Here is a 14093-nt window from a genome sequence, read left to right on the forward strand (position 1 = left end):
GCTTTTACGGGAAAGGAGGAACATACAGATGGCAAACGTATCTGTTTTCAATTTAGAAGGCAACGAAGTTGGCACATTAGAACTGAATGATGCTGTATTCGGTGTAGAAGTAAATGAACATCTGGTTCACATGGCAGTTGTAGCACAGCTTGCTAATAAACGTCAGGGAACTCAGAAAGCAAAAACCCGTTCCGAAGTTTCCGGCGGTGGTAAGAAACCGTGGAGACAGAAAGGTACCGGACATGCAAGACAGGGTTCAACAAGAGCTCCGCAGTGGACGGGCGGCGGCGTAGTATTCGCTCCGACACCACGTGATTATACAATCCGTTTAAATAAGAAAGAGAAGAGAGCTGCTCTTAAATCTGCTCTGACAAGCCGTGTAAACGAGAACAAGTTCATCGTAGTTGAGGCTATGAACTTCGACGAGATCAAGACAAAGAAATTTGTTGAGGTTATGAACAACCTGAAAGTAAACAAAGCTTTAGTTGTTCTGGATGAGGCTTGTGACAAGGCTGTATTATCCGCTAGAAACGTGGCAGACGTTAAGACTGCTTCCGTAAGCACCATCAACGTTTACGATATCCTGAAATACAACACAGTAGTAGCAACCAAGGCTGCTGTAGCTTCTATCGAGGAGGTATATGCATAATGGCAAACGTACAGTACTATGACGTAATCCTCAAACCGGTTGTAACTGAGAAGAGTATGAATGCTATGACAGACAAGAAATACACCTTCCTGGTACACACCGAGGCAAACAAAACTATGATCAAAGAAGCCGTTGAGAAGATGTTCCCGGGCACCAAAGTTAAGAGTGTCAACACCATGAACATGGACGGCAAGACAAAGAGAAGAGGTATGACATTCGGTAAGACAGCTGCAACAAAGAAAGCTATCGTTCAGCTGACCGAGGACAGCAAAGAGATCGAGATCTTCGCTGGTTTATAATTCATCCTCAATAGACAATTATACGACGAACACTATGTCGTGAAAAACATGAAGAAACGCCAGGAGGCGTTGAACGAAAGGAGTCAAAGTCATGGGAATTAAATCTTACAGCCCATATACACCTTCCAGAAGACATATGACCGGCTCTGATTTCTCTGAGATTACAAAATCCACACCGGAGAAATCCTTAGTAGTTTCTTTAAAGAAAAACGCAGGTCGTAACAACCAGGGTAAAATCACCGTTCGTCACAGAGGCGGCGGTTCCAGAAGAAAATATAGAATCATCGACTTCAAGAGAAATGCAAAAGACGGTATCGCAGCAACCGTACTTGGTATCGAGTACGATCCGAACCGTACAGCAAACATCGCTCTGATCTGCTACGCAGACGGCGAGAAAGCTTATATCCTTGCTCCGGCTGGTTTACAGGTTGGACAGAAGGTTATGAGCGGTGCAGAGGCTGAGGCAAAAGTTGGTAACTGCTTACCGCTTTCTGAAATCCCGGTTGGTGCACAGATTCACAACATCGAGCTTCTTCCGGGCAAGGGTGGTCAGCTGGTTCGTTCCGCTGGTAACTCTGCTCAGTTAATGGCTAAAGAAGGCAAATATGCAACCCTTAGATTACCGTCCGGAGAGATGAGAATGGTTCCGATCAGCTGCCGCGCTACTATCGGTGTAGTTGGCAACGGCGACCACAACCTGATCAATATCGGTAAGGCTGGTAGAAAACGTCACATGGGTATTCGTCCGACTGTCCGCGGTTCTGTTATGAACCCGAATGACCATCCGCATGGTGGTGGTGAGGGCAAGACCAGTATCGGTCGTCCAGGTCCTTGCACACCTTGGGGCAAACCGGCACTCGGCCTGAAGACCAGAAAGAAAAACAAACAGTCTAATAAGTTAATCGTAAGAAGAAGAAACGGTAAACAGTAATAGGAGGTATACTAATGGGTCGTTCATTAAAAAAAGGACCATTTGCAGATGCTCATCTTTTAAAGAAAGTAGATGAGATGAACGCAGCAGGACAGAAACAGGTTATCAAAACCTGGTCCCGCCGTTCCACAATCTTCCCGCAGATGGTTGGACATACAATCGCAGTTCACGATGGTAGAAAACATGTTCCGGTATACGTGACAGAGGACATGGTTGGACATAAACTCGGTGAGTTCGTAGCCACTAGAACTTACAGAGGCCACGGAAAAGACGAGAAGAAAGCAGGACGTAAGTAAGTTACGCTTGAAAGGAGGTTTCACCAATGGCTAAAGGACATAGATCCCAGATTAAAAGAGAAAGAAATGCTAATAAGGATACGAGACCGTCGGCTAAGCTGTCTTACGCCAGAGTATCCGTTCAGAAAGCATGCTTCGTATTAGATGCCATCAGAGGCAAAGATGTGAAGACAGCGCTTGGTATTGTAACATACAATCCTAGATATGCTTCTACTTTAATTAAAAAATTACTCGAGTCTGCTGTTGCTAACGCAGAGAACAACAACCAGATGAATCCGGAGAACCTGTACGTTGCAGAATGCTTCGCTAACAAGGGACCGACAATGAAGAGAGTAAAACCGAGAGCACAGGGCCGCGCTTACAGAATCGAAAAGAGAATGAGCCACATCACAATCGTGCTTGATGAGAAATAAGAGGAGGCAATTATGGGACAGAAAGTTAATCCGCACGGCTTAAGAGTCGGTGTTATTAAAGACTGGGATTCCAGATGGTATGCGGAAGCTGATTTTGCAGATAACCTGGTAGAGGATCACAAAATCAGAACCTTCCTTAAGAAGAAATTATACAGCGCCGGTGTTTCCAAAATCGAAATCGAGCGCGCTTCTGATAAAGTAAAAATCATTCTTTACACTGCTAAACCGGGCGTTGTTATCGGTAAGGGCGGCGCAGAGATCGAGAAGACAAAAGCTCAGGTTCAGAAATTAACTGACAAGAAAGTTTTTGTAGACATCAAAGAAGTTAAGAGACCAGACAGAGACGCTCAGCTCGTTGCAGAGAACATCGCTCAGCAGCTTGAGAACCGTATTTCCTTCCGTCGTGCGATGAAGTCCGCTATGGGCAGAACCATGAAGGCTGGAGCTAAGGGTATCAAGGCTTCCGTATCCGGACGTCTTGGCGGTGCTGATATGGCTCGTACAGAGTTCTACAGCGAGGGCACTATCCCGCTTCAGACATTAAGAGCAGATATTGACTACGGTTTCGCTGAGGCAAACACAACATACGGCAAGACCGGTGTTAAGGTTTGGATCTACAAAGGCGAGGTACTTCCTGCGAAAGGAAATAAGGAAGGGAGCGATAAATAATGTTAATGCCGAAAAGAGTAAAGCGTCGTAAACAGTTCCGTGGTACCATGGCCGGCAAGGCGCTTAGAGGAAATGTAATCAACTACGGTGAGTACGGTTTAGTCGCTACAGAACCGTGCTGGATCAAATCCAACCAGATCGAGGCAGCCCGTGTTGCCATGACCCGTTACATCAAACGTGGTGGTAAAGTTTGGATTAAGATTTTCCCGGATAAACCAGTAACTGCTAAACCGGCTGAGACTCGTATGGGTTCCGGTAAAGGCGCACTTGAGTACTGGGTAGCAGTAGTAAAACCAGGCCGCGTAATGTTCGAGATCGCGGGTGTACCAGAGGAGACAGCGAGAGAAGCGCTTCGTCTTGCTATGCACAAACTTCCGTGCAAGTGCAAGATTGCTTCTAAAGCAGATTTAGAAGGCGGTGATAACAGTGAAAATTAATAAGTATGTAGAAGATTTAAAAGCTAAGACATCTGCAGAATTAAACGAAGAATTAGTAGCTGCTAAGAAGGAACTCTTCAACTTAAGATTCCAGAACGCTACCAACCAGCTGGATAATACAAGCAGAATTAAAGAAGTTCGCAGAAACATCGCTCGTATTCAGACTGTTATTACAGAGAAAGCGAACTAATTATCATAGATTCCTAAAATAGGAAAGGAGATATCTACCGTGGAAAGAAATCTTAGAAAAACACGTACCGGTAAGGTAGTAAGCAACAAGATGGACAAAACAATCGTAGTTGCTATCGAAAACCACGTAAAACATCCTTTAATCGGTAAGATTGTTAAGAGAACTTATAAATTAAAAGCACACGACGAGAACAACGAGTGCGGTATCGGTGATACTGTAAAGGTAATGGAAACAAGACCGTTATCCAAGGATAAGAGATGGAGACTCGTCGAAATTATCGAGAAAGCGAGATAATTTCTAAATCAGAAAGGAGTATTGGGCATGATTCAGCAGGAGACCAGATTAAAGGTTGCCGACAATACCGGTGCGAAAGAATTACTCTGTATCCGCGTTATGGGCGGCTCTACTAGAAGATATGCAAATATTGGCGATGTAATCGTTGCCAGCGTTAAAGATGCAACACCAGGCGGTGTTGTAAAGAAAGGCGATGTAGTGAAGGCCGTTGTTGTACGTACCGTTAAGGGCGCACGCCGTAAAGATGGTTCCTACATCAAATTTGATGAGAACGCAGCCGTTATCATCAAAGACGACAAGAACCCGAGAGGAACCCGTATTTTTGGGCCGGTTGCCAGAGAGCTTCGTGAGAAACAGTTTATGAAGATTGTTTCCCTGGCTCCGGAAGTACTGTAGGAGGTGTCAGCTGTGCATAAAATTAAAAAAGGCGACCTGGTAAAGGTTATCACAGGTAAAGACAAAGACAAAACCGGAAAAGTTCTTTCCGTTAATGTAAAGAAGAATACAGTCCTGGTTGAGGGATGCAACATGGTAACAAAGCATACCAAACCGTCTGCAGCTAATCAGCAGGGCGGCATCATCCATCAGGAAGGCGCGCTTGACATTTCCAACGTTATGCTGGTAGTGGATGGCAAGGCTACGAGAGTTGGCTTCAAAGTAGAAGACGGCAAGAAAGTCCGTGTTGCTAAGGCAACCGGTAAAGTAATTGACTAATACAGAGAGGAGGAACGTTAAAATTGGCTAGATTAAAAGAAATGTATCAGAGCGAAATCGTAGACGCTATGATCAAAAAATTCGGATATAAAAATATCATGGAAGTGCCGAAGCTGGACAAGATTGTTATCAACATGGGCGTTGGCGAGGCAAAAGAAAATGCTAAAGTTCTGGACTCTGCTGTAAGAGATATGGAAATCATCACTGGCCAGAAGGCAGTTCTTACAAAAGCGAAAAAATCAGTCGCTAACTTCAAACTTAGAGAGGGTATGGCTATCGGCTGTAAAGTTACCCTGCGTGGCGAGAAGATGTATGAGTTCGCTGATCGTCTGATCAACCTGGCTCTTCCGCGAGTAAGAGACTTCCGCGGTGTAAATCCGAACGCATTTGACGGCAGAGGCAACTACGCTCTGGGTATCAAAGAGCAGCTTATCTTCCCGGAGATCGAGTACGATAAAGTAGATAAGGTAAGAGGTATGGATATCATCTTCGTTACCACTGCTAAGACCGACGAAGAAGCACGTGAGCTGTTAACTCAGTTCAACATGCCATTTGCTAAATAATAGGAGGATTTATCATGGCTAAAACTTCAATGAAGATTAAACAGCAGCGTCCGGCAAAATTCTCCACCAGAGAATATAACCGCTGCAGAATCTGCGGTCGTCCGCATGCATATTTAAGAAAATACGGCATCTGCAGAGTTTGCTTCCGTGAATTAGCTTACAAGGGCGAAATTCCGGGCGTAAAGAAAGCAAGCTGGTAAGCCGAAAGCAACTTAGTGAGCGCAGCAAGCGCGAACTTAGTGCGAGGCTCATCGCGAACCTTGATGAAGCGTAAGCTGAATCTAGTTGAGCGATGCGTCACGGCAAGAGGTTGCCTGAAAAGGCAGCCCGTCCCGAGACTTAGTGAGTCAGAGTCGAAGACGATAGACGAGCTTAGTCGAGTGGACGATGCCTATATTATAGAGGACACATCCTAGTGTTCCCAAAACCCACCGAAACCCACTTACAGTAAGTGGTAGTCAAATTATAAGGAGGCACACTCAAAATGACAATGAGCGATCCGATTGCAGATATGCTTACAAGAATCCGTAATGCTAACACTGCAAAACATGATACAGTAGATGTTCCGTCTTCCAAGATGAAATTAGCAATCGCTGACATCCTGGTAAAGGAAGGTTTCATCAAGAAATATGACGTTGTTGAGGACGGCAATTTCAAGACTATCCGTATTACCTTAAAGTACGGTAAAGACAAAAACGAGAAAATTATCTCCGGCATCAAGAGAATTTCCAAACCGGGTCTGCGTATCTACGCAAACAAGGAAGATATGCCGAAGGTACTGGGCGGTTTAGGTGTAGCTATCATCTCCACCAACCAGGGCGTTATCACTGACAAGCAGGCAAGAGAGCTCGGCGTAGGCGGAGAAGTTCTTGCATTTGTTTGGTAAGCCGAAAGCATCATCATCGGTTTAGACAAGGTATAGATACAACTGAAAACAGAGAAGCTTTAGCGGCTTTTCCGAAAATCTAAGTAGGAGGTAAAAGGCATGTCACGTATCGGAAGAATGCCAGTTGCGATTCCGGCGGGCGTAACCGTAACAATCGCAGAGAACAATTTAGTGACTGTAAAAGGTCCGAAGGGAACACTTGAGAGAGAACTCCCGGTTGAGATGAACATCAAAGAAGAGGATGGTCATATCGTAGTTACCAGACCGAACGACTTAAAGAAAATGAAATCTTTACACGGTCTGACAAGAACCTTAATTAACAACATGATTCATGGTGTAACAGAAGGCTATGAGAAAGTGCTGGAAGTTAACGGTGTTGGTTACAGAGCAGCGAAGCAGGGCAAGAAACTGGTTCTCAGCCTTGGTTACTCCCATCCGGTAGAGATGGAAGATCCGGAAGGCATTGAGACTGTTCTGGAAGGACAGAACAAGATCACTGTTAAAGGTATCAGCAAAGAAAAAGTTGGCCAGTATGCAGCTGAGATTCGGGATAAGAGAAGACCTGAGCCGTACAAGGGCAAAGGTATTAAGTATGCCGATGAGGTTATCAGACGTAAAGTTGGTAAGACTGGTAAGAAATAATTAAGGAGAGTGTGAAGATGGTTAGCAAACAGTCAAGAAGCGAAATTCGCGTTAAAAAACACGTTAGATTACGCAACCGTTTTTCTGGCACAGCCGAGAGACCGCGTTTAGCAGTGTTTAGAAGTAATAATCATATGTATGCTCAGATCATTGATGATACAGTTGGAAAAACTTTAGTAGCAGCTTCCACTGCCGAGAAGGAAGTTAAAGCTGAACTGGAGAAGACGAACGATGTTGCAGCAGCAGCTCACGTTGGAACTGTAATCGCTAAGAGAGCGCTTGAAAAAGGTATTAAAGAAGTTGTCTTCGATAGAGGCGGATTTATTTACCACGGAAAAGTTCAGGCATTAGCAGATGCAGCCCGCGAGGCTGGTCTGGAATTCTAGTAGGAAGGAGAACATACACATGAAACGTACAAAAATTGATGCCAACCAGTTCGAGTTAGAGGATACTGTAGTGGCAATCAAACGTGTATCCAAGACCGTTAAGGGCGGACGTACAATGCGTTTTTCCGCTTTAGTAGTAGTTGGAGATAAAAACGGCCACGTTGGTGCTGGTATGGGAAAAGCTGCTGAGGTTCCGGAAGCAATCCGCAAGGGCAAAGAGGCAGCTGCCAGAAACCTGATGGAGGTTCCGTTCGATGAGAACAATAGCATCCCGCACGATTTCCTCGGCAAATTCGGAAGCGCTAACGTACTTCTGAAGAAGGCTCCGGAAGGTACCGGTATTATCGCTGGTGGTCCGGCTCGTGCCGTACTGGATCTGGCTGGTTACAAGAACATCCGTACAAAATCCCTTGGTTCCAACAACAAGGCAAACGTAGTTCTTGCTACCCTGGCAGGCTTAGGTTCTTTAAAGACTCCGGAAGAGGTTGCAAAACTTCGCGGTAAGTCTGTAGAAGAAATTCTGAACTAATAGGAGGAGATAAAAATGGCAGAGAAATTAAAAATCACATTGGTTAAGTCTCCTATTGGCGCTATCCCGAAGCAGAAAGCAACGGTTGCAGCTCTTGGTTTAAACAAGACTGGCAAGACAGTTGAGCAGCCGGACAACGCCGCTATCAGAGGCATGATCCAGAATGTTAGACATTTAGTTAAAGTAGAGGAAATCTAAGATATTTGCAAGGAGGTGCAGTCATGGATTTATCCAATTTAAAGCCGGCGGTAGGCTCTAAGCACAGCGACAGCTTCAGAAGAGGTCGTGGTCACGCATCAGGCAACGGTAAGACTGCTGGTAAGGGACATAAGGGACAGAAAGCTCGTTCCGGAGCTCCGAGACCAGGATTTGAAGGCGGTCAGATGCCGTTATATAGACGTCTCCCGAAGAGAGGCTTCACAAACAGAAATTCTAAGACCATCGTTGGTATCAACGTAAGCGCTCTTGAGAGATTCGAGAACGACACAGTTGTTACGGTTGAAACATTAATCGAAGCAGGCATCGTAAAGAACCCGCGTGACGGCGTTAAGATCCTCGGCAATGGCGAGCTGACCAAAAAGCTGAACGTAAAGGTTGATGCGGTAAGTGAAGGCGCGAAAGCTAAGATCGAGGCCGTTGGCGGAACCTGCGAGGTGATCTAGTATGTTAAAAACGCTCCAGAATGCATTTAAGATAAAAGAGGTCAGAGAAAAACTCCTCTATACGTTCTTTATGCTGGTTGTGACCCGTATCGGATCGCAGCTGCCGATTCCCGGAGTTAATACAACATTTTTCCAGGAACTGTTTACAAGACAGTCCAATGATGCGTTTGGTTTCTTCAATACGATTACCGGCGGTTCGTTCACGAACATGTCGGTATTCGCATTGAGTATTACCCCGTACATCACTTCTTCCATTATCATGCAGCTTCTGACAATTGCAATTCCGAAATTAGAGGAAATGCAGCAGGAGGGCGAGGACGGAAGAAAGAAGATTGCGGAATATACGCGTTACCTTACGGTTGCACTGGCGCTGATGCAGTCCGTCGCTATGGCGATCGGTTTCGGCGGCAAGGGACTTTTAGTTGAGTTTACTGCCCTGAATGTGATTGTCGCTATTGTGACAATGACAGCCGGAAGTGCCATGCTGATGTGGATCGGTGAGCGAATCACCGAGAACGGCGTCGGAAACGGTATTTCTATCGTGCTTCTGTTCAATATCATTTCAACCATGCCAAGCGATATGATTACGCTCTATGAGCGTTTCCTGCAGGGCAAGATCGTGGCGGTTGCAGTTGTAACAGCCGTGATTATCGTAGCGGTTATCGTAGCGATGGTTGTATTTGTTATCATTTTACAGGATGCAGAGCGGAGAATTCCGGTTCAGTATTCTAAAAAGATGCAGGGACGTAAGATGGTTGGCGGTCAGTCCACAAGCATCCCGTTAAAAGTAAATACAGCAGGTGTTATTCCTGTTATCTTTGCTTCATCCCTGATGTCTTTCCCGGTGGTAATTGCTGGATTTTTCCAGGTTAATTATGACACCATCGGAGGAAAGATTCTTCTGGCTCTGAATTCCAGCTCCTGGTTTAATCCAGAGCGTCCGGCTTATTCAGTTGGTTTAATTGTCTACATCGCGTTGATTATTGTGTTTGCGTATTTCTACACATCCATTACATTCAACCCGCTTGAAGTAGCAAACAACATGAAGAAATCCGGCGGCTTCATCCCGGGCATTCGTCCAGGGAAGCCAACATCCGATTACCTGGATGGAATTCTGGAGTATATTATACTGATTGGTGCCTGCGGACTGATCATTGTCTGCCTGGTTCCGATCATTGTCTCTGGACTGTTCTCAGTGAGCCGTCTCTCCTTCGGAGGTACTTCTCTTATCATTATCGTAGGTGTAGTACTTGAGACAATCAAAGCAGTCGAATCACAGATGCTGGTTCGCAACTATAAAGGATTCTTAAACGACTAAGACAACTCGCTTTCTGGGCGGGAGCTTGCTTACTTTACGGCTGGAGGTGGCCGGAGACAGCTCCTGTCTGGAGGCGATTCTGTTGTATATAGGGAGATTGTAACCATTATGAAGATTGTTATGTTAGGAGCACCGGGAGCCGGAAAAGGAACACAGGCTCAGAGAATTGCAGAAAAATACGGCATTCCGCACATTTCTACCGGAGATATTTTCCGTTCCAATATCAAGGCAGGCACAGAGCTTGGTAAAAAAGCAAAATCGTTCATCGATCAGGGGCTTTTAGTACCGGACGAGGTAACGATCGGCATGCTTCTTGACCGGATCCATGAGGCTGACTGCAAGAACGGCTATATTCTGGATGGATTCCCAAGAACGATCCCGCAGGCTGAGAGTCTGACAGAGGCGCTGGCAGCAAACGGCGAGGCGATTGATTTCGCGCTCAACGTAGATGTGCCGGATGCAAACATCGTAAACCGCATGGCAGGACGCCGTGCGTGCTTAAAGTGCGGCGCTACCTACCACATCCAGTTCGCAGCACCGAAAAAAGAAGGAATCTGCGACAAGTGCGGTTCTGAGCTGGTGCTTCGTGATGATGACAAGCCGGAGACTGTACAGAAACGTCTGGAAATATACCATGACCAGACACACCCGCTGATCGAGTACTATGAGAAGAAGGGCGTTCTTCATACGGTAGACGGTACACAGACCATGGAAGACGTATTCAAGAACATTACGGATATTTTGGGAGCTTAAAACATGGCAGTGACGATAAAATCTCCCAGGGAGATTGAACTGATGCGTGAGGCGGGAAGAATTCTCGCCAAAACGCATGAGGAACTGGCGAAGAATCTTCGGCCGGGTATGTCCACCTGGGATATTGATCATATGGGAGAGGAAATCATCCGGAGTTACGGCTGCATTCCCTCGTTCAAAAATTACAACGGCTATCCCGCATCGATCTGCGTCTCTGTCAATGATGAGGTTGTACATGGAATCCCGCACAAGGAACATTTCCTCGATGAGGGAGACATCGTCAGTCTGGATGCAGGAGTGATCTACAAAGGATACCACTCAGACGCAGCCCGGACTTACGGCATCGGAGAGATCGACGATGATGCCAAAAAACTGATTGAAGTTACCAGACAGAGCTTCTTTGAGGGAATTAAATTTGCCAAAGCTGGCAATCATCTCAATGACATCTCTGCAGCGATCCAGAAATATGCCGAAAGTTTCGGTTTTGGCGTTGTCAGGGATCTGGTTGGTCATGGAATCGGTTCCCATCTGCATGAGGATCCGGAGATTCCGAATTTTGCAAGAAAAAGAAAAGGAATTCTCTTACAGCCCGGCATGACGCTCGCGATCGAGCCGATGATTACCGAGGGCAGCTACGAAGTAGTCTGGCTCGATGATGACTGGACCGTCATGACGGAAGATGGCGGCTGGGCTGCTCATTATGAAAATACGATTCTTATTACAGAGGGCGAACCTGAGATCCTTTCCTTATAAAGAAGAAGTAAGCTGGGGAAGTTTTTACGAAGACCTAAGCAGGCTTTCCGATTACAGTATGTACGCATCTTGAGGCAAATGTCCGAGCCGATCAATAAGGCGGGCAATGGCAAAAATTCTTTGTCGAAGACAAATCTGCATGAATTTTTGCCCTGTTTGCGAGCTAAGTGAGCAAATAGGCAAGCGAACAAACTGTGATCTGAGAAGCCTGCGGCGGGAGCGGAAACACCTGTCTACAGAAACGGAGATCAGAATGACGGAATATGGAACTGGCTGTCTGGTCCGCTCACTTGCGGGCCACGACAAAGGCACTTATTATATTATAGTCAGAGAAGATGCACGCTACGTGTATCTGGCAGACGGACGCACTAAAACCGCCGCCAAGCCGAAACGCAAGAAGAGAAAGCACGTGCAGTTCTCCCACAAATGGGATGAGGCGCTGGCAGCCCAGTTTGCGGACGGCGCGGCAGTCCAGGATGAAGCGATCCGCTATTTCATTCAGAAATCATTGCAGGGAGGTATATAGAATGTCGAAAGCAGATGTAATTGAGATTGAGGGCGTAGTAGCAGAGAAGCTGCCGAACGCTATGTTTAAGGTAGAACTGGAAAACGGACACATCGTACTTGCTACGATCAGCGGAAAACTCCGTATGAACTACATCCGTATTCTGCCGGGCGATAAGGTTACAATGGAAATGTCGCCATACGATCTCTCTAAGGGAAGAATCATTTGGAGAGATAAATAAAGACCAATCCATTTTTCTCAATAAAAATATTGAGAGAAGTGTAAATTTCGCTTGCATTATAGGATTTTAAATGTTATAATGCTTTAGCGAACTTTGTTGAAGCATCAGGTAAGATCCGCCCTTTTGTCCTCTCACGGCAGGGGGATGGAACGAGTCTGTTGTACCTGTAAGTCCGACACAGGACTGCAATAGGTTATAAAAAATTGTATGTCCGAGATTGGACGGACTATTACGGAAAGGAGAATTGCTGTGAAGGTTAGATCATCGGTTAAACCAATTTGCGAAAAGTGCAAGATCATCAAGAGAAAAGGCAGTATCAGAGTAATCTGTGAGAATCCGAAGCACAAACAAAGACAGGGCTAATTTGATTTAGCACCTATTTTTTCGCGCGGCTTTCTATTATGAACCACTCGGATGAGTTGTTCAGTAGTTTAAGCAAATTTATACATTATCAACGAAGAAGTAAGAAAAACTAATGGAGGTGTACTACACACATGGCTCGTATTTCAGGTGTCGATTTACCAAGAGAGAAACGCGTAGAGATCGGCTTGACTTACATCTACGGTATCGGTAGAGCAAGTGCAGCCCGTATCCTGGCCGAAGCTGAAGTTAATCCTGACACTCGTGTTAAGGACTTAACTGACGACGAAGTTAAGAAGCTTGCGGCAATCATCGCTGACAGTCAGGTGGTTGAGGGTGATCTGAGAAGAGAGATCGCTATGAACATCAAGAGACTGCAGGAGATTGGATGCTACAGAGGCATCCGTCATAGAAAGAGCCTTCCGGTTCGTGGTCAGAAGACAAAGACCAACGCTAGAACTCGTAAGGGTCCGAGAAAGACAGTAGCAAACAAGAAGAAATAATTAAGTAACAAGGAAACTGAATCAGGTTAGGTTTAGCAACAGGATTCAATATTTGAGAAAGTAGGTTAGTTTAAAATGGCTAAAAAAGTGTCCACTGGCAAGAAAGTGACAAAAAAGCGTGTAAAGAAAAACGTTGAACGCGGACAGGCGCACATCCAGTCATCTTTTAATAACACAATCGTTACTTTAACAGATGCACAGGGTAATGCCTTATCATGGGCAAGTGCAGGCGGTCTGGGATTTAGAGGTTCAAGGAAATCTACTCCATATGCAGCTCAGATGGCTGCAGAAACTGCAACGAAGGCAGCTCTTATCCATGGCTTAAAGTCTGTAGACGTTATGGTAAAAGGTCCGGGATCAGGTCGTGAAGCAGCAATCCGTGCTCTTCAGGCATGTGGTCTGGAAGTAACAAGCATTAAGGACGTAACTCCGGTTCCGCATAACGGATGCCGTCCGCCGAAACGTAGAAGAGTCTAATTAGGAGGTGCAAGTAAAGTGGCAGTAGATAGAGTTCCTGTACTTAAAAGATGTAGATCTCTTGACCTTGATCCGGTTTATTTAGGAATCGACAAGAAATCAACGAGAAAATTAACGAGAGCCAACAGAAAGATGAGCGAGTATGCACTCCAGCTGAGAGAAAAGCAGAAAGCAAAATTCATCTACGGTGTGTTAGAGAAACCGTTTAGAAATTACTATGCAAAAGCATCCAGAATGAATGGTCAGGTCGGTGCTAACCTGATGATCCTTCTGGAGTGCAGACTGGATAATGTATTATTCAGAATGGGCTTTGGCCGTACAAGAAAAGAGACACGTCAGATCGTAGATCACAAGCACGTTCTCGTAAACGGCAAGAGCGTAAACATCCCGTCCTACTTAGTTAAGGCTGGCGATGTAATCGAGATCAAAGAGAAGTACAAATCTTCACAGAGATATAAAGATATCGCTGAGGTAACCGGCGGAAGAATGGTACCGGCATGGCTGGAAGTTGACGCTGAGAACCTGAAAGGTACTGTTAAAGAGTTACCGAGCAGAGACGAAATTGACGTTCCTGTAAACGAAGTGCTTATCGTCGAGCTGTACTCCAAATAATAAGAAGTATT

Annotated in this window: 28 protein-coding genes; all 28 read left to right on the forward strand. The window is 45.5% G+C overall.

The window, feature by feature from the left end; all coding sequences use genetic code 11:
- Positions 1-28: 28 nt before the first annotated feature.
- The 28 genes from rplD (at position 29) to rpsD (ending at position 14082) form a co-directional block, all read left to right on the forward strand.
- Entirely contained in the window at positions 29-649 is a 621-nt protein-coding gene (rplD, locus tag DXC57_RS06300) for a 50S ribosomal protein L4 (RefSeq protein WP_022360574.1), read from the forward strand.
- Positions 649-948 (forward strand): 50S ribosomal protein L23, encoded by a 300-nt coding sequence (gene rplW, locus DXC57_RS06305; RefSeq protein WP_022360573.1) that lies wholly within the window; start codon positions 649-651, stop codon positions 946-948. The genes rplD and rplW overlap by 1 nt, the downstream gene beginning before the upstream one ends.
- A 91-nt stretch (positions 949-1039) precedes the next feature.
- Positions 1040-1879, forward strand: a complete 840-nt coding sequence (gene rplB, locus DXC57_RS06310) for a 50S ribosomal protein L2 (RefSeq protein WP_022360572.1) — start codon at positions 1040-1042, stop codon at positions 1877-1879.
- 14 nt (positions 1880-1893) lie between these two features.
- Entirely contained in the window at positions 1894-2175 is a 282-nt protein-coding gene (gene rpsS, locus DXC57_RS06315; RefSeq protein WP_022360571.1) for a 30S ribosomal protein S19, read from the forward strand.
- A 26-nt stretch (positions 2176-2201) separates the two neighbouring features.
- Positions 2202-2588 carry a 50S ribosomal protein L22 gene (rplV, locus tag DXC57_RS06320; protein WP_022360570.1) on the forward strand — a complete coding sequence of 129 codons (387 nt, stop codon included), beginning with the start codon at positions 2202-2204 and terminating at the stop codon, positions 2586-2588.
- Between the two features lie 12 nt (positions 2589-2600).
- On the forward strand, positions 2601-3257 hold the full coding sequence (rpsC, locus tag DXC57_RS06325; protein ID WP_022360569.1) for a 30S ribosomal protein S3: 657 nt from the start codon (positions 2601-2603) through the stop codon (positions 3255-3257).
- Entirely contained in the window at positions 3257-3694 is a 438-nt protein-coding gene (gene rplP, locus DXC57_RS06330) for a 50S ribosomal protein L16 (RefSeq protein ID WP_022360568.1), read from the forward strand. The genes rpsC and rplP overlap by 1 nt, the downstream gene beginning before the upstream one ends.
- Positions 3684-3884, forward strand: a complete 201-nt coding sequence (rpmC, locus tag DXC57_RS06335) for a 50S ribosomal protein L29 (protein ID WP_022360567.1) — start codon at positions 3684-3686, stop codon at positions 3882-3884. Before rplP ends, rpmC begins: the two co-directional genes overlap by 11 nt.
- A gap of 39 nt (positions 3885-3923) precedes the next feature.
- Entirely contained in the window at positions 3924-4178 is a 255-nt protein-coding gene (gene rpsQ / locus DXC57_RS06340; RefSeq protein ID WP_107000794.1) for a 30S ribosomal protein S17, read from the forward strand.
- Positions 4179-4205: 27 nt separating this feature from the next.
- Entirely contained in the window at positions 4206-4574 is a 369-nt protein-coding gene (gene rplN / locus DXC57_RS06345) for a 50S ribosomal protein L14 (RefSeq protein ID WP_022360565.1), read from the forward strand.
- A 12-nt stretch (positions 4575-4586) separates the two neighbouring features.
- Positions 4587-4892: a 50S ribosomal protein L24 gene (gene rplX, locus DXC57_RS06350; RefSeq protein ID WP_022360564.1), complete on the forward strand. Its 306-nt coding sequence runs from the start codon at positions 4587-4589 to the stop codon at positions 4890-4892.
- A 23-nt stretch (positions 4893-4915) separates the two neighbouring features.
- A complete protein-coding gene (gene rplE, locus DXC57_RS06355) occupies positions 4916-5455 on the forward strand; it encodes a 50S ribosomal protein L5 (RefSeq protein ID WP_022360563.1) in 540 nt (179 codons plus the stop codon).
- A gap of 14 nt (positions 5456-5469) precedes the next feature.
- On the forward strand, positions 5470-5655 hold the full coding sequence (locus tag DXC57_RS06360) for a type Z 30S ribosomal protein S14 (protein ID WP_022345134.1): 186 nt from the start codon (positions 5470-5472) through the stop codon (positions 5653-5655).
- 284 nt (positions 5656-5939) lie between these two features.
- Positions 5940-6341: a 30S ribosomal protein S8 gene (rpsH, locus tag DXC57_RS06365; protein ID WP_022360562.1), complete on the forward strand. Its 402-nt coding sequence runs from the start codon at positions 5940-5942 to the stop codon at positions 6339-6341.
- Positions 6342-6440: 99 nt separating this feature from the next.
- Positions 6441-6983 (forward strand): 50S ribosomal protein L6, encoded by a 543-nt coding sequence (rplF, locus tag DXC57_RS06370; protein ID WP_022360561.1) that lies wholly within the window; start codon positions 6441-6443, stop codon positions 6981-6983.
- 17 nt (positions 6984-7000) lie between these two features.
- A complete protein-coding gene (gene rplR, locus DXC57_RS06375; protein ID WP_022360560.1) occupies positions 7001-7369 on the forward strand; it encodes a 50S ribosomal protein L18 in 369 nt (122 codons plus the stop codon).
- Between the two features lie 19 nt (positions 7370-7388).
- The gene (rpsE, locus tag DXC57_RS06380) at positions 7389-7898 is read left to right on the forward strand and encodes a 30S ribosomal protein S5 (protein WP_022360559.1); all 510 of its coding nucleotides are present in this window, start codon (positions 7389-7391) and stop codon (positions 7896-7898) included.
- A gap of 15 nt (positions 7899-7913) precedes the next feature.
- Positions 7914-8096: a 50S ribosomal protein L30 gene (rpmD, locus tag DXC57_RS06385; protein ID WP_022360558.1), complete on the forward strand. Its 183-nt coding sequence runs from the start codon at positions 7914-7916 to the stop codon at positions 8094-8096.
- Positions 8097-8119: 23 nt separating this feature from the next.
- Positions 8120-8560, forward strand: a complete 441-nt coding sequence (gene rplO / locus DXC57_RS06390) for a 50S ribosomal protein L15 (protein WP_022360557.1) — start codon at positions 8120-8122, stop codon at positions 8558-8560.
- 1 nt (position 8561) lies between these two features.
- Complete coding sequence (gene secY / locus DXC57_RS06395) at positions 8562-9878, forward strand: preprotein translocase subunit SecY (RefSeq protein ID WP_107000793.1); 1317 nt, start codon at positions 8562-8564, stop codon at positions 9876-9878.
- Between the two features lie 108 nt (positions 9879-9986).
- Positions 9987-10631 carry an adenylate kinase gene (locus DXC57_RS06400; protein ID WP_022360555.1) on the forward strand — a complete coding sequence of 215 codons (645 nt, stop codon included), beginning with the start codon at positions 9987-9989 and terminating at the stop codon, positions 10629-10631.
- Positions 10632-10634: 3 nt separating this feature from the next.
- Positions 10635-11384 (forward strand): type I methionyl aminopeptidase, encoded by a 750-nt coding sequence (gene map / locus DXC57_RS06405; protein WP_117796496.1) that lies wholly within the window; start codon positions 10635-10637, stop codon positions 11382-11384.
- 253 nt (positions 11385-11637) lie between these two features.
- Entirely contained in the window at positions 11638-11910 is a 273-nt protein-coding gene (locus tag DXC57_RS06410) for a hypothetical protein (protein WP_117796495.1), read from the forward strand.
- 1 nt (position 11911) lies between these two features.
- Positions 11912-12130 carry a translation initiation factor IF-1 gene (gene infA / locus DXC57_RS06415; protein WP_022360552.1) on the forward strand — a complete coding sequence of 73 codons (219 nt, stop codon included), beginning with the start codon at positions 11912-11914 and terminating at the stop codon, positions 12128-12130.
- A 249-nt stretch (positions 12131-12379) separates the two neighbouring features.
- The gene (gene rpmJ, locus DXC57_RS06420; RefSeq protein ID WP_003497809.1) at positions 12380-12493 is read left to right on the forward strand and encodes a 50S ribosomal protein L36; all 114 of its coding nucleotides are present in this window, start codon (positions 12380-12382) and stop codon (positions 12491-12493) included.
- 131 nt (positions 12494-12624) lie between these two features.
- A complete protein-coding gene (rpsM, locus tag DXC57_RS06425) occupies positions 12625-12993 on the forward strand; it encodes a 30S ribosomal protein S13 (protein WP_022360551.1) in 369 nt (122 codons plus the stop codon).
- A 75-nt stretch (positions 12994-13068) separates the two neighbouring features.
- Positions 13069-13470 carry a 30S ribosomal protein S11 gene (rpsK, locus tag DXC57_RS06430; protein WP_022360550.1) on the forward strand — a complete coding sequence of 134 codons (402 nt, stop codon included), beginning with the start codon at positions 13069-13071 and terminating at the stop codon, positions 13468-13470.
- Positions 13471-13488: 18 nt separating this feature from the next.
- Positions 13489-14082, forward strand: a complete 594-nt coding sequence (gene rpsD, locus DXC57_RS06435; RefSeq protein ID WP_107000789.1) for a 30S ribosomal protein S4 — start codon at positions 13489-13491, stop codon at positions 14080-14082.
- The last annotated feature ends 11 nt before the right edge of the window (positions 14083-14093 follow it).

It is taken from the genome of Clostridium sp. TF06-15AC, from assembly GCF_003481165.1.
GTDB classification, from domain to species: Bacteria; Bacillota; Clostridia; order Lachnospirales; family Lachnospiraceae; genus Otoolea; species Otoolea fessa.

What these genes read in the sequence shown, in the direction of transcription:
- rplD (WP_022360574.1), top strand. Translation starts at nt 29, where the DNA reads ATGGCAAACGTATCTGTTTTCAATTTAGAAGGCAACGAAGTTGGCACA.
- rplW (WP_022360573.1), top strand. Translation starts at nt 649, where the DNA reads ATGGCAAACGTACAGTACTATGACGTAATCCTCAAACCGGTTGTAACT.
- rplB (WP_022360572.1), top strand. Translation starts at nt 1,040, where the DNA reads ATGGGAATTAAATCTTACAGCCCATATACACCTTCCAGAAGACATATG.
- rpsS (WP_022360571.1), top strand. Translation starts at nt 1,894, where the DNA reads ATGGGTCGTTCATTAAAAAAAGGACCATTTGCAGATGCTCATCTTTTA.
- rplV (WP_022360570.1), top strand. Translation starts at nt 2,202, where the DNA reads ATGGCTAAAGGACATAGATCCCAGATTAAAAGAGAAAGAAATGCTAAT.
- rpsC (WP_022360569.1), top strand. Translation starts at nt 2,601, where the DNA reads ATGGGACAGAAAGTTAATCCGCACGGCTTAAGAGTCGGTGTTATTAAA.
- rplP (WP_022360568.1), top strand. Translation starts at nt 3,257, where the DNA reads ATGTTAATGCCGAAAAGAGTAAAGCGTCGTAAACAGTTCCGTGGTACC.
- rplN (WP_022360565.1), top strand. Translation starts at nt 4,206, where the DNA reads ATGATTCAGCAGGAGACCAGATTAAAGGTTGCCGACAATACCGGTGCG.
- DXC57_RS06360 (WP_022345134.1), top strand. Translation starts at nt 5,470, where the DNA reads ATGGCTAAAACTTCAATGAAGATTAAACAGCAGCGTCCGGCAAAATTC.
- rpsH (WP_022360562.1), top strand. Translation starts at nt 5,940, where the DNA reads ATGACAATGAGCGATCCGATTGCAGATATGCTTACAAGAATCCGTAAT.
- rplF (WP_022360561.1), top strand. Translation starts at nt 6,441, where the DNA reads ATGTCACGTATCGGAAGAATGCCAGTTGCGATTCCGGCGGGCGTAACC.
- rplR (WP_022360560.1), top strand. Translation starts at nt 7,001, where the DNA reads ATGGTTAGCAAACAGTCAAGAAGCGAAATTCGCGTTAAAAAACACGTT.
- rpsE (WP_022360559.1), top strand. Translation starts at nt 7,389, where the DNA reads ATGAAACGTACAAAAATTGATGCCAACCAGTTCGAGTTAGAGGATACT.
- rpmD (WP_022360558.1), top strand. Translation starts at nt 7,914, where the DNA reads ATGGCAGAGAAATTAAAAATCACATTGGTTAAGTCTCCTATTGGCGCT.
- rplO (WP_022360557.1), top strand. Translation starts at nt 8,120, where the DNA reads ATGGATTTATCCAATTTAAAGCCGGCGGTAGGCTCTAAGCACAGCGAC.
- secY (WP_107000793.1), top strand. Translation starts at nt 8,562, where the DNA reads ATGTTAAAAACGCTCCAGAATGCATTTAAGATAAAAGAGGTCAGAGAA.
- DXC57_RS06400 (WP_022360555.1), top strand. Translation starts at nt 9,987, where the DNA reads ATGAAGATTGTTATGTTAGGAGCACCGGGAGCCGGAAAAGGAACACAG.
- map (WP_117796496.1), top strand. Translation starts at nt 10,635, where the DNA reads ATGGCAGTGACGATAAAATCTCCCAGGGAGATTGAACTGATGCGTGAG.
- DXC57_RS06410 (WP_117796495.1), top strand. Translation starts at nt 11,638, where the DNA reads ATGACGGAATATGGAACTGGCTGTCTGGTCCGCTCACTTGCGGGCCAC.
- infA (WP_022360552.1), top strand. Translation starts at nt 11,912, where the DNA reads ATGTCGAAAGCAGATGTAATTGAGATTGAGGGCGTAGTAGCAGAGAAG.
- rpsM (WP_022360551.1), top strand. Translation starts at nt 12,625, where the DNA reads ATGGCTCGTATTTCAGGTGTCGATTTACCAAGAGAGAAACGCGTAGAG.
- rpsK (WP_022360550.1), top strand. Translation starts at nt 13,069, where the DNA reads ATGGCTAAAAAAGTGTCCACTGGCAAGAAAGTGACAAAAAAGCGTGTA.